Annotated in this window: 12 protein-coding genes; 1 reads left to right on the top strand and 11 read right to left on the bottom strand. The window is 45.8% G+C overall.

Going from position 1 to position 12,754, the window contains the following annotated elements; translation table 11 throughout:
• Nucleotides 1-460, bottom strand: a 460-nt coding sequence (locus GO493_RS30045) for a recombinase family protein (RefSeq protein ID WP_157309945.1), incomplete at its 3' end; no start/stop codon positions are given.
• Between the two features lie 852 nt (nt 461-1,312).
• Here GO493_RS30045 and GO493_RS30040 point away from each other — a divergent pair.
• Nucleotides 1,313-1,708, top strand: a complete 396-nt coding sequence (locus GO493_RS30040) for a hypothetical protein (RefSeq protein WP_157309944.1) — start codon at nt 1,313-1,315, stop codon at nt 1,706-1,708.
• A gap of 173 nt (nt 1,709-1,881) precedes the next feature.
• On the opposite strand, the gene GO493_RS30035 is transcribed toward GO493_RS30040, so the two are convergent.
• From GO493_RS30035 to GO493_RS29990, 10 genes are all read right to left on the bottom strand, one after another.
• Nucleotides 1,882-2,085 carry a hypothetical protein gene (locus tag GO493_RS30035; protein WP_157309943.1) on the bottom strand — a complete coding sequence of 68 codons (204 nt, stop codon included), beginning with the start codon at nt 2,083-2,085 and terminating at the stop codon, nt 1,882-1,884.
• A 379-nt stretch (nt 2,086-2,464) separates the two neighbouring features.
• Nucleotides 2,465-2,743 (bottom strand): hypothetical protein, encoded by a 279-nt coding sequence (locus GO493_RS30030; RefSeq protein WP_157309942.1) that lies wholly within the window; start codon nt 2,741-2,743, stop codon nt 2,465-2,467.
• A gap of 17 nt (nt 2,744-2,760) precedes the next feature.
• On the bottom strand, nt 2,761-3,036 hold the full coding sequence (locus GO493_RS30025) for a hypothetical protein (RefSeq protein ID WP_157309941.1): 276 nt from the start codon (nt 3,034-3,036) through the stop codon (nt 2,761-2,763).
• 91 nt (nt 3,037-3,127) lie between these two features.
• Complete coding sequence (locus GO493_RS30020; RefSeq protein WP_157309940.1) at nt 3,128-3,820, bottom strand: SprT-like domain-containing protein; 693 nt, start codon at nt 3,818-3,820, stop codon at nt 3,128-3,130.
• 972 nt (nt 3,821-4,792) lie between these two features.
• Complete coding sequence (locus GO493_RS30015; protein WP_157309939.1) at nt 4,793-5,965, bottom strand: replication initiation protein; 1,173 nt, start codon at nt 5,963-5,965, stop codon at nt 4,793-4,795.
• Nucleotides 5,965-6,228 (bottom strand): hypothetical protein, encoded by a 264-nt coding sequence (locus GO493_RS30010; RefSeq protein WP_157309938.1) that lies wholly within the window; start codon nt 6,226-6,228, stop codon nt 5,965-5,967. The genes GO493_RS30015 and GO493_RS30010 overlap by 1 nt, the downstream gene beginning before the upstream one ends.
• Nucleotides 6,229-6,238: 10 nt before the next feature.
• Nucleotides 6,239-6,856 carry a ParA family protein gene (locus tag GO493_RS30005; protein ID WP_157309937.1) on the bottom strand — a complete coding sequence of 206 codons (618 nt, stop codon included), beginning with the start codon at nt 6,854-6,856 and terminating at the stop codon, nt 6,239-6,241.
• A gap of 210 nt (nt 6,857-7,066) precedes the next feature.
• Nucleotides 7,067-8,185, bottom strand: a complete 1,119-nt coding sequence (porV, locus tag GO493_RS30000; RefSeq protein ID WP_157309936.1) for a type IX secretion system outer membrane channel protein PorV — start codon at nt 8,183-8,185, stop codon at nt 7,067-7,069.
• A 10-nt stretch (nt 8,186-8,195) separates the two neighbouring features.
• Nucleotides 8,196-8,909, bottom strand: coding sequence for a hypothetical protein (locus tag GO493_RS29995; protein WP_157309935.1), 714 nt, complete (start codon nt 8,907-8,909; stop codon nt 8,196-8,198).
• Entirely contained in the window at nt 8,906-12,739 is a 3,834-nt protein-coding gene (locus GO493_RS29990) for a PKD domain-containing protein (protein ID WP_157309934.1), read from the bottom strand. Before GO493_RS29990 ends, GO493_RS29995 begins: the two co-directional genes overlap by 4 nt.
• Nucleotides 12,740-12,754 lie beyond the last annotated feature (15 nt).

The raw sequence follows: 12,754 nt of genomic DNA, 5'->3' as shown, positions 1-12,754 counted from the left end.
TTTTTTGGGCTGCTGCTGAAAGGCCCCCAGGCCGGCCCCCTTTCCTCCCCCGCTCTCTTGCGTATTCTATAAGATCGTCCGTTCTTTCCCCTACCTGGTCGATCTCATTTTCAGCTAAAACGGAAAAAAGCTGAAACATTAACTTTCCGGTTTGTGTCCTGGTATCAATACCCTGCTTAATCGCTACAAAATGAATGTTCTTTTGCGTAAAGTCGTGGAATAGTTTAATAAGCTGTAGCGCGGTCCGGCCTAGCCGGGAAAGCTCTTTTACTATAATAACATCACCAGGCCGCACCTCTGCCATCATTCTATTAAATTCAGCTCTTTCTTTCCTCCCGGATCTCCGTTCTGCAAAAATCCGTTCACAGCCTGCCCGCTGTAGTATTTCCGTCTGTTCCTCGATGGAAGAACTTACACCACCTCGCCGCTTGCGGCTCTGCCTTGCGTATCCGTATAGCATAAATTACAGAATATTAAATTTTGAAATCTTTGTCACCTTTTCATGTTTGCGGCAACTATAGTATAGAGCGCATTACTATTACACTTTAATCATTTACCATCTAATATAATGTAATTTGAAATAGTGTAACGATTTTGTGTAATACATTTTTCAGGGATCCAGGCGTAAAGTGCTCCTTGTGCCATAATTACACAAAACTGATCAGTTTTGTGTAATCTGGGTAACTCGATCTATCCTAATACTTTTTTAACGTGCTCCATACCGCCGCAGTTCCTTTTCCATTTCTTCAAACTGTACCCAGGAATTGCAGCCCCTGGCTTTCTCTATTAAATTTTGTATAAACAGGAGGCTGTAAGTCGGCGGATAATACAATTCTCGGATTTCGCTGTCAATCTTCAACCTTACCCGGTAAGGTTGGGTTAGGTACTTGCGTAGCTGATCCGCTTTTAAACCATGCAACGGGTTTCCTGTTTGCTCATATAGTGCGGCCATCCTGCGCATTTCAAAATAGCGCCCATATCGGGACAAATGATTTTTTACATGCCTATACCTCTGCTTGCTTTTCTTAGGTGTAATATCCTGGATGAATAACCCATAGCTATAACCAGGATGCTCCTGCCTCATAAGTTCATACGCGAATAACGGTACAGATCTAAATAACCTCCTTGCCTGGCGCAGCCGCCGGATGCGGTATAATGTTTCATCAGAATATTTACGCATAATGATCAGTTTAGATTGAGTACTTTTTTTCAGGTTTGACGACTACAAAAATGCCCAGTTAATTGCACCATTAAAAACCATGACATAATAAATAGCGACACGTTTATTTGCAATTAAACCACATTTATCCTTATGAGTATTAGAATAAAGACCGTAATAAGAATAGTAATCATAATATTATCCTTTACCCCAAAAGACTTATCTGCACAATTCATTATAAACCATGACAGCGAAGAATTTAATAGGCGGGCGCTGCAACAGCTTTCTAGGGATGTAGAGTTTGAGAAGAGTAAAGGTAGGTTTGAGTATTCTAATAACAGCCCTACAAATACTTTAACTTATTCAATAGTACTGAAGGATAAAAAAAAATACTGGTCACGGCCATACACAGATAGTATTTTCAATGCAAAATCTAATCAACTAAGGCAGGAAGCTATAAATAAGGGTTATGATACTCTAATCATAAATATTTATTACAAACGGGATTATTGGTATCAGAAATATGTAATATCTCCCGTTAAACCTTAGTTTGCCCTACCTTAATGATAGTAAGATATTTTGATAGCTTTATATCTTTTGTGATGTACATTACAATTGTATGTTGAATTTGAAATGAAGTATGGAAGGCCCCGCGTTGTGGCTGCTCGGAGTTCTGAAGCTGGGCAAAACGATTTTTTCCATTCTATGGGTAGTGGTAAAGTTCACGTAGTAGATCCCAGGGAAGATAATACCGGTAATATATCAACTAAAGCCCCCCGCATCCTGGATACTGTAAAAATGGAACTGCACCAGGTAGGATCTTGGGTAATTTTCCATTCATCTTTTAATAAGACTTCCCAGCTCAAATAATGATACCAGTGTAAGCGCCAGCGGCCAGCTTCTTCCTCCCGTTCCTGTGCGTCCATATCTCGCTCTAATATCCAATGTGGATCTATGCCCTTACTACGGAATGTCCGCTTAAATGACCCATGATCCCCTACATTACAGTGCATTGCAACTACCAGGATATAGGGGTTTCTTTCCGTTGGTTTATGTAGATGTATTCTCACTTTGGCTAAATCCATAAAAGTAGATTGATTAATTAGTATTATATATCTTGCTATCTTGCTATCTTACTATCATTTGTAATGTACATTACAGGTGAGAAATAAGATTAAGCAGGGAAGGCCCCGCCGTGTAGCTGATCACGGCGCCGAAGCTGGGCAAAGCAAAATTTTCAATTTTAAGGGAGCGGCGGCATAGGTGGTGCCGCCGCAGATCTGGCGGGAATGATCTGTGTTTGCTTCACTTTCTTTCCGTTTGAAAGCGTTTTAACCTGGTATCTCCCCATATGGTTACAGCTATTTGCAGTTCATCTACTTTGCCTTGAAAGGAAAAGCCATATTCGGCGCAAAATTCAAGCGCCCAGCTGTACAATGTTTCTATAGTAAACTGGTAGCCTTTACGTGCCGCAATAGATAGAGCAAGGCAATAATGATCCGCTAATATGATCCCGATATAACCTATATATTGGCAATCGGCAGCGGAGTAATGGGGATCCTGGGGCGGGTTCATCTGATTCATATTGCAAATTTATTTAATTACATGATTACAAGGCGTATATAGGTTGCGCTATGCTCTTTACAGACCTTTTGTAAAGCCGTTAGAACCTCTGTTCCGGGCGCATTTAACGGCACATTTGACGCCTTTAAGACTACCTCCCATTCTTCGACGTTGAAAAGATCCTCCTGTAATTCGGTATCTGTATCAACGTAAAACAGTAGGTAAGACATTAATAGTTCTTTGGCCTCCTGGGTAATGCCTTTTTCATCTACTTCTAAAAGTGTAAGGCTTCTTAAAACATTGATTTTGGGCATACTATAAAATTGTAAGGTTCACTACAAAAGATATTTTTATATCATTCTATAAAGCTATCTTGATAAAAAGATAGCTTTATAGAGAAAAAAATTAGTGTTCAATCAATAGCGCGTCACATTCCCCGCATTTGATACGGAGCGCGGGTTTACCCCATACTTTAGTGCCGCAGGTACAAGTATATACAGCCTTTACGCCGCTGCGGCTCCCTCTCGTGCCTTTAGGCCCAGCAGGTGCCACAGCTGTAGGCGCGGCTCCCTCTGTCGCTGGTGCACCAGGTACTACAATCATCATCGGTAAATTAGGGGCATAGGGGAGGCGTAGGCTTGCCAGCTCTTCCACGCTGATCTTATTAAAAACTGTTTGGAAAGGCCCGCCGTCTATTACATAATCGCTCATGTTCTGGCCGGTGATCTTGCCACCAGGCTGGCCGGTCGTGGATGGCATAAGGCCCACAGCTATCATTTTTTGCGCCCATTCCTTATCGTGGTAACCACGGCGCGGGGGTTCGCCTAATGTTTGCTGCCACAGGTGGCACATTTCATGCACTAAAGTTTGATGCCAATATATATCAGAAATAAAAAATGTGTCGGGGTTCAGGGAGATTTCATGTACCGCCTTTTCTGTTTTGGCATCTTTCCAGCGTTCAGGCGCAAAGAAGCCGGCGGAATTGTTCTTTCGGGATAGGTTAATAAGACAATCCGGTAACTCTGCATCAAAAAGCTCAACGTTGTAATAGAAAAACAGATTTTCAAGCGTGTTAAATTGGTACTTCGTAATTGCCATGATACAAGTTTTTTATTGTTATTGCTATCTTTATATCTTGATAGAAAGCTATCATTTGAAAATCTGCATTTTTTATAACTGTTTGATTTTCTACTACTAAGATACGGAAAAAGATAGAAAGCTATCATTTTTAGGGTAAGTTTTTTGTCATAGAAATGTAAAAAGCTATCTTTCTATCTTGCTATCATTTCATAGTTTTGGGCGGTGCTGGATAGTAAATAGGGGGGTTAAAAAGGTTATTACATATTAATTTTTTTTGTTATCCATTGTTTGAAACCCCCGCCGGGAAAAAGGGGATGTAGGGGGAAAATGGCGCGGCGGCAGCGCCTTGTCCCCCAAAATTAGCGGGCGTATGCCCATCAAAAAACAATCAACTTTAATATGAGCAATTTATTTATACTGTAGAAACTTGGATCAGTTTGCTGGTGGGGGTACTATCTGTTTTTCCTTTTCTGTCGAGTAGAATAATAAAAGATGAACGGAGCGTCGCAACGGATGCTTAATCTATGTGAAAACGATCACAAACACATTAACTAATTGTTTATTAAACATTTATATCAGTTTTTGGCCTTTTTCTCGGCAAAAAAGGAGATTCAATGTAAGCATGTAACCCAGGATCTCGACAAAAAAGGAGATTTCGCGGCGGCGCGGGGTGTTTTTTAATTGTATCGACCGCTTTTTCGATTTTCTTTCGCGTATTTTCGCGTAAAAACTGCCATATTGGCACCCCTGTAGCCCAAATTTATTAGATTAACTGACCTTTTTTTTTGCTTTTAGTCGATTATTTTTTAAATGGTTGTAGATTGTTACTCCGCGCAAAGCTATGTCTGTAGCATATTTCAGCGGTTTTGCTCGGACAAAAAAGGAAAGCAGCTCGGCAAAAAAGGAAAGCAACTATACAAAAAAGGAATGTTTTCCCCGGCAAAAAAGGAAATAGGAAAGGAGCTTCGACAAAAAAGGAAACTTAAACGGCTATTTCCCTGCCAGAAAGTTTTTGAGGCTGGTTACAATCCATCCTTTTACATTGGTAATAGCGCTGCGATCCTGAGCTAAGAGCTGATGTAGGGTAAGAATCTTCTCTACAATGGTATCGGGGTCAACATCAGGCAGAAAAGCCCCTTTAATGGCCTTCATATCCACGTCCGTAAAGTTGAAATGCGCTTTTAGCAGGTATCGGATGTGATCATGTTTGGATTGGATTACCTTTTCCAGATCCGGGGTAATGACGGTAAAATTAATCGTCACTACTTTTTTACCCTCCATCTTTTCCGGTGCAAATTCAAACCAGCAATCCGCTTTCCTAAATAACTCGTCACGCACAGGCTTTAACACACGCTTTACCAGGTCGGAATAGTAGGGGTACAGGTCGTAAGCCTTGCCGCTTTCATCTACTCCTTTTATGTCGAGATACTCCCGTAGCCAGTCGGTTTTTACTGTAAACTTCCCCTTTGCCTGCCAGGATGAAATGAGCTTATACAGCTTGGAGGTATATTTCGTTTTGGCATTAATGGCAACGTGTAGAAGAAACTTTGTAAACCTTACTGGCCTACGCAAATCCTGGTCATAATCTACCAGAACAAACCTGTCTGCCTGGTCTTTTGTCATTGAGATTATAACCGTTTCCATCTGCCGCCGTTTGGAGCCTGCATTCTTTCCCTTGCTGATCACGCCCTCTTTCATCGGAATGTCAACCCCATGCACAGCTTGCCGGATGGACATATATTCCATTTTGCTGCCTTTCCCGCCGCTATAGCTGGGGAAAAGGATCTTTAGATCCATCAGCCCTTTACAGGTCGCTATTACATCATCGAGGCTATTAGCTTTTGTGATGCTTCGTAGCGGGATATGGATCTTTATAAGATCCTCCTGGGGATCGAATAAAGCCAGCTGGGAGTAGTTGGGATCCCCTTTCATGGATAACTTTACCGCATCCTGTAAATGATACTGGATAAGCGTTAAAAGCCTTTCCAGTAGGAGCGTAGAGTTATATTTCGATAAAGTAACTTTATTCGATTGATAAACATAGGTAGTATCTACCGGTATTAGTTGCTTTACCTTGGCCTTTTTCGACTGCACAACCTCCATCCCCTCCGGGGCCTCCAAATCTTCCACAGGCTTTGCGTTGGTTGAGGGGGTTTTCTTCATTATTGTTTCATTTTAGCTTCCACTGCGTCTATGATCATTTCCTGCATAAAAACATCTTTATCAAGGCAGTAGCGTTCCCACGTCTTTTTTTGATTCGCAGGAATGCGTATAATTATCTGTTTTAGCTTTTCAGCTGGCGGCTGTGTTTTTACCGGTACAACCATTTGAACCGGGGCTTCTACTTCTTTGGCTGTCGTTAAGGTAGTCTGTAACAGACTGTCTAACATTGCTTTGTCTTGCTGGGCTTTTTTGGGCTGTGCCATAGTACTACATTTATTTTTTTAACAATAAGAGCATTTCATTTAAAAGATTCATCATTTCCTTTTCTGCCTTTGCATCCGCTATATCATAGATCCCATTAGGGTTAGCGATAGAGCGCGTATAATTCTGGCGGTTGATCAACATGGTATTGAAACACTGGATATTATACTCTGCTATCTGGTTGGTGATTTGGTTTTGTATCTCACCAGTAAGCGCACTGCCGGCCACGATCATGTTAAAGAGTATCCTGGCCTGTAGCTTACTGTTTGATTTCCTGGCCTCCTTTAACATTTGTAGCATGGGCTGTATTTCCATCAGTTCAGCAATGCCCGCCTTGGTCGGAATGATAATCAAATCTGACTGAATAAAAATATTGAGCAGATGTTCCGATTTATAAGGTGGAGTGTCTACAAACAGGTAATCGTATGGCAGCTCCTGGAAAGGTGTTGCGTCCAATACGAAAACATCCAGGTTGCTATAGACTTTTCCCAGCTTTATACTGGTTCCTTGCGGGTCTGCATCGATCAAACCGGTCTTTACTTTGTTTTTGATAGCATTAGCCAGGTTAATCGCCGTGGTGGATTTGCCTACCCCGCCTTTAGGGTTAGCTATAGTAATTATGTTCGGCATGAAATAAGGATTTGCCTGCAATATACGAATTTGATATAAAACTATAAAGCTATCTTTTTATCTTTCTATCAAAATTTAGAGCAAGATACCTGCCGCTTTGCATTATGATACCGCTGTAGGCGGGATGTAGTGGAGCAAGCCACCAGCCCATAAACAAGCGACAATAGAACCAAATAAATGAACTTCTTTCTCATCGTTAATTGATTTAGGTTATTCGGACATAAAGGACAAGCCTACAGTAATTTTAAAGGTTTGGGCCTGGTAGTTCTGTGTATTCGCTTTTTGGGCGATACTGGTAAAATAGCTTAGATCGCATTGGAAGGCGCCCAGCTGACACCCTATCCCTGCTGTGCCCAGCTGTTTGCTGGAAAAGTCGGGGCTTTCATAATGCACGCCGGCACGGATATAAAATTGTTGCCGGTACAGATATTCCAGGCCCGCCCCAGCCCCCCAGCTTTTTGTATTGCTCCATCCAGCAAAAAAGGCGGCGGGGACATTTGTACTTTCTGGATCCGTCCCGGAAATAACATTACCACTTTCATCACGGACAGCTGGGGGCGGTAACAGCAGCTTGGTAAGCTCTCCTGTTATAGTAATTTGATGTTCCCCGGCCTCGCTGGCGAATGTGTAGGAGACCCCGCCCCGGAATGTCATGGGCTGGTAGGCGCTGCCGCCGTGCTCATGGTATTTTATCTTGGTGCCCAGGTTAGAAAGGGAAAGGCCGCTCCTGAATATGCCACCGGTATAGCCGGCCAGCTCGGAGACGCCTACACTGCTGTAGAAAAAACCAATATCCGCCGCTATCGCGTTGGCTGTGCGGATCTGCTGCCCCTGGTACTCAATGCCGGCAGCTGGGCGGCTGTTTATGTATCTGCCTGTAATCCCAATAGCGCTATATTCTGACAGCTGCCGGGAATAAGTAAGGCCGATGGCCCATTCTGAAGGATTATAGGCGTATATGTCGTAGCCCGTTTCGTCCTTGAATTGCACCTCTCCCAGCGAAAAGAACCGCAGATCCAGGCCGATACTCGTTTGTTCGTCCATCCTGCGAAATCCCTGTAAAGCAGCCATCCCCATGCCTCGCGCTAATTTGGACAAATACGGGACGTATCCGGCACTTATGCCGTATTCCTGGCCGGGCTGCATGGATAGCTTCGCGGGATTGTAAAAAACGAAATTATCCGCGCTTGTGGCTACCCCTGTGAGGCCCAACGCGCTACCCCGTGCGTCCGGCTCGATCTGTAAAAAACCTAACGCCGGCGCAGGGTTTTGCCCCCGCACCAGCTGCGGGCATGCAAACACTAAAATGATCAATACTACAGTCCGCATAAAGTAATATTTAGGGTACTTGTATCTGTTGGGTAACCTCCTTTGAAACGGCCCCGTCGCTGTCTGTTACCTGTACTTTGCAGGTGTAAGAACCAGGGCCGGGAAATATGTAAGGGATGGCAGGGGTAACCGTTTCCGCAATCCGCACGTTATTTACAGTAAAGACGTACTTACTCACCACCCCGCCAAAGCTCCTATCATTGTCAAATGATCCTGAAGCATCGAATAAATACTCATACTGATCAGCAGTTCCCAGGTATGTAACCGCCAAAGCTGCTACCGGTGGGAGATTGTTAAAAACATAGAGGCGTAGTTCCGCACTGTCGGCCTCCCCAAAATAATCCGTGACCACAAACCTAACAGTCATATTGCCCGTGTGTTCGGGTACAAACCGGTAGATCCCTTTATCATCAATGATCCGCACGGTATCCCTTGTGCTATCCTCCCGGTATTGTAAGTACCCGCTGCCGGCCACCACATCCATAAGGACGTGCTTTATATTCTTGTTGAGATCTTCCACCCGAATAATGAAAGGCATGTAGGAAAAGGCCGGATTTGATAGTTTTACGCTGTCTATCAGCAAATCCGTTTCCGCGCCGCCTCGTTGGGCCTGTAAAACAATGCTGGGGGGATCGTTAAACCCTTTCAATCCGTCGGCCCGATCATCACAGGAAACGGCGAACATGGCCGCGATGCAGCATAACAGTAATAACCTGGCTGTCATAGCTTAAATACTTTGAGTGTCTTATCAAAATCGCGGCAGCGCACACGGATAAAGTACCAAACGCCTGACCCTTGCAGCTTTCCAGTATCCAGCCGGATCCTGTTACTACCTTTCGCAGCTGATTGCTTTACCTCGTTGACCGTATTGCCGCCAAAATCCACAAAGGTTATAGTTACATCCTGGGCGTCCTTTGTCAAAAATTCCAGAGTTAGCCGATCCCGGAAGGTAGTAGGGTACACTAGCAGCCCATCACCGCCAGGATCTTGCCCATCCCCCCGGTCAAAATCCGGCGGCGGCGGGTTGCCGGATTCCGGTAATACATACACAGGCGGCAACGTGAAAGTAGCTGTACAGCCTTCAGAGCCGGTTACCTGCAATACAGGGGTATGCAGGCCCGCAGAATAGAAATAGTGATTGCCGGCTACCTGGTTGGATGTGCCACCGTCCCCAAAGCTCCACCGATAAGTAAGGGCATTGGAAAGGTTGCTGGTGGCCCTGTACAGACTACCGAAGGGTAGCGTATCGCTGGCATTCTCCGGCTGCACCGTGCCGCGTGGGGTGTAATTCAGAACTGTAAAGATCCTGGGGGGGCCTTCACAGTCTCCGGTATTGACAGGCAACGGCTGTACCGTAATCTTTTCATCCTTTTGGATCTCATAACGGATTGTTGTACCGGTGGCAAATGCCGTTGTTTCGCCCTCTTTGAACCAGCTGAAAGAAGTTACATTATCTGCGCTGGCAGTGAGTGTAACGGTAGTACCCTCACAAGCTGAAGTATCACCGGTAATCTGGATGCTACCAGGTAGTCCCTTTATCTGATATTGTACTGTGCCCGTATTACTGCACCTGGTCACGGGATCCGTTACGGTGTATGACATGGAATGTGTGCCGACGCCGGCAATAGAGGGGGTAAAAGTGGCGCCGTTAAGGCCGGGGGATCCTGCCCATGTACCGCCTGCCGGCAGCGCCTTTAAGACAATAGCCCCGGAGCTGATACAAATAGCACTATCTGCCGGCATACTGATAACCGGCGGTGTATTGACCTTTGCAATAGTGGTATCTGTAGTGGTACAACCGGTGGCCGGATCTGTGTAGGTATAGGTTAGTTTATGTTCCCCGGCTCCTGCGTCCAGCGGTACAAAAAAGCTCCCTGCATTGTTGTCTATGCCCGTACCTTCCCAAAGCCCAGGCTGTGGCGTAGCTACCAATGGTACAGCTGTACCATTTAGGCAGCTGGTAAAGTCCCGCATTCCCGTTACCACAGGCTGCGGGTGCTTCGTGATGCCCAGGGTGTCACTGATACTGCAACCGGCATCGGTAATGATGGTGTAAATGAGATAGTTTTTACCCAGCTGCATTTTAGCCGGTACTATTACATTATTGCTTACATCGTAAAAATCACCGGCAAAAGCGGCCCAGCTGCCACCAGATACGGAAGGCAACGGCGGTGCAAATGGCGCGGCCCCCTGGCAGGTTGTTATATCAGCTCCTACCTCCAATACCGGCGCGGCCACCAGCTGAATAACTTTAGTATCTACGCCGGTGCAACCTGTGGCCGGATCAGTATAAGTAAGCGTTATTGTATAACTGCCTAATGGGGCGCTGGTTACCTGGAAATAGCCATTTTGGACAAAAGCGCCGCTCCATACTCCCCCTACCGGGCTACCGGCGGGGATATAGTAATCACCACCACTTTTACAGATCACCACGTCCGGGCCGGCGTCTACTGCCGGCGGGGCGGCCACGGTCATATAAACATAATCGGTGTTTGAACATCGAGTAGCAGGATCTACCACCGTAAAAGTAAGCTGGTGTTCCCCTGCGCCAGCTCTGGCCGGCAGGAAACGGCCATTTTCTACCCCTGGGCCGCTCCACCCGGCGGCATCACCTGGTAAGGTAACCGGCTCACCATTTGTACAGCTGCGCAGATCTGGCCCACCGTCTGCAACCGGTGGCATAACCACCGTAATAATGAGATTTTTAGTAGCCGTACAAGCGTCTACGGTATATGTATAAGTGAGCGTGTTATCTCCCAAAGCCATTTTAAGAGGATCTACCTGGCCGGTGGCCGGATCCAGGTAATTCCCATCAGCTGACCACTTCCCGCCGGCTGGGGAGGCCGCTGGGAGCTGCACAGGCCCGGCATTTCGGCAAACACTGAAATTGGGGCCTAAATCCAGCGCCGGCGGGGCCTGCACGGTGATCATGGTAGACGCTGACACTTCGCATACATTGTTAGAATACGTGTATGTTGCTACGTAATCGCCTGGTAGTGCGGTGGACGGGTCAAATGTGTTCCCTGAAATGTTGCTGCCGCTCCATACGCCGCCTACCGGACTGCCGCCGGGTATCTGGAACGCTGGCCGGTTTTGGCAAACAGTTATAGGGCCTGCTACTTTAACTACAGGGCCGTCTATAACTTTTATGACAAAAGATTTCTTGTAGGTGCATCCGGTGGAAGGAATGAATAAAGTGCCGGTGATCGTATGCAGGCCGTTACCGGCATCTGACGGGCTGAAATACTTGCTATTTACAATTCCTGTCCCGCTCCATGTTATAGATCCGTCCGAAGGTTCCACCCCTTGCCGCTGGTTGAGGTTTATTTCTGCGCTGTTATTGCATGTGGTCATATCGTCGCCCACACTAAAACGGGATTCATCCAGAACATTAATTGTAAATTCTTCCGTAGTGCTACAGCCGGTAACTGGATCTGTGTATTTATATCGGATCAAGTTTTCACCTACCAAAGCCTGGGCAGGGTCAAAGTTTGTAACGTTCATTACAGTGACTATCCCGCGCCCTGTGTAGGTTCCCCCTGCCGGCTGGCCGACCGTGAGCGGGAAAGGATCTGCACCACGGCAAACATCCATATCCTCTACTGTCACTACAGGCGGTTCGTTTATGGTGATCTCTGCCGTCTTGCTGGAAGTACAACCGGCGGCGTTCGTGATTTTATATGTAAAAATATTGCGGCCTACAGTTGCGGAAGCCGGTGTAAGATTACCAGCGGCATCAATCCCCCTTCCTTCCCAGGCTCCACCGTCCGGACTTGCCTTTATGTTGATAGATGGGGCGTCCTGGCAAATAGTGGCAGGATAAGGATCTATAGTAATTTCTGTTCCCTGCAATACCTGAAATTCAAAATCAAAAGACACTACGCCAGCCTTGCTTCCATATAGACCGTCCGGGGTGCCGTTATCATACATTTTCTGCGCGGTGAGCTTATGAAAGCCCGGCAGCATTCCTTTAGGGTTCAGTACTGTAATAGGCGTACCGTCCAGGTAGAAAGTAACGCCGTCTTTTACAGTAAAAAAGTCTGTGAGGTTATAATCCTTATCCACTGAATTGCAGACTGTCTTTATCTCGTCCAGCCCTTCCCATTCTGGCCGTTCAAACTTCACCGTAAGAATGCAGACCGTTTGCACGGTCGTTTCTCCCCCTCCCGTACAACTGGTTTTCCTGTAGTTCTTTGCACGTACTACTACTGTTTTTGTCCCTGTTTCTATCTCCGGGTTTATTGTATAGTTACTACGGGGGGTTCCTCCGTCTACTTCATATTCACACCACCATTGCATTCTTTTGTTTCCAACTACACAACTACCCAGGCCATATTGAACGGTGCCATAATCGGGAAAAGTAAAGCTAGGGCTGTTCGCTGCCGAAGATTGATAGAATACTTTATCATTGTAGGCAGGATAATTCATATTCCTGCCTATTACGCTGATAACTGTGGTATAGTCCCTGTTACCCCATCCTAAAGGGAAATCACTTTGCTGCGCAAAAAGGCCACCTGGTGCCAGTAGCAGGGTCAAAAGCAAACGACGAAACATATCGCATGGATTTAC

The sequence above is a fragment of the Chitinophaga tropicalis genome (assembly GCF_009758205.1).
GTDB classification, from domain to species: domain Bacteria; phylum Bacteroidota; class Bacteroidia; order Chitinophagales; family Chitinophagaceae; genus Chitinophaga; species Chitinophaga tropicalis.
This window is presented reverse-complemented; position numbering and strand designations above follow the sequence as displayed.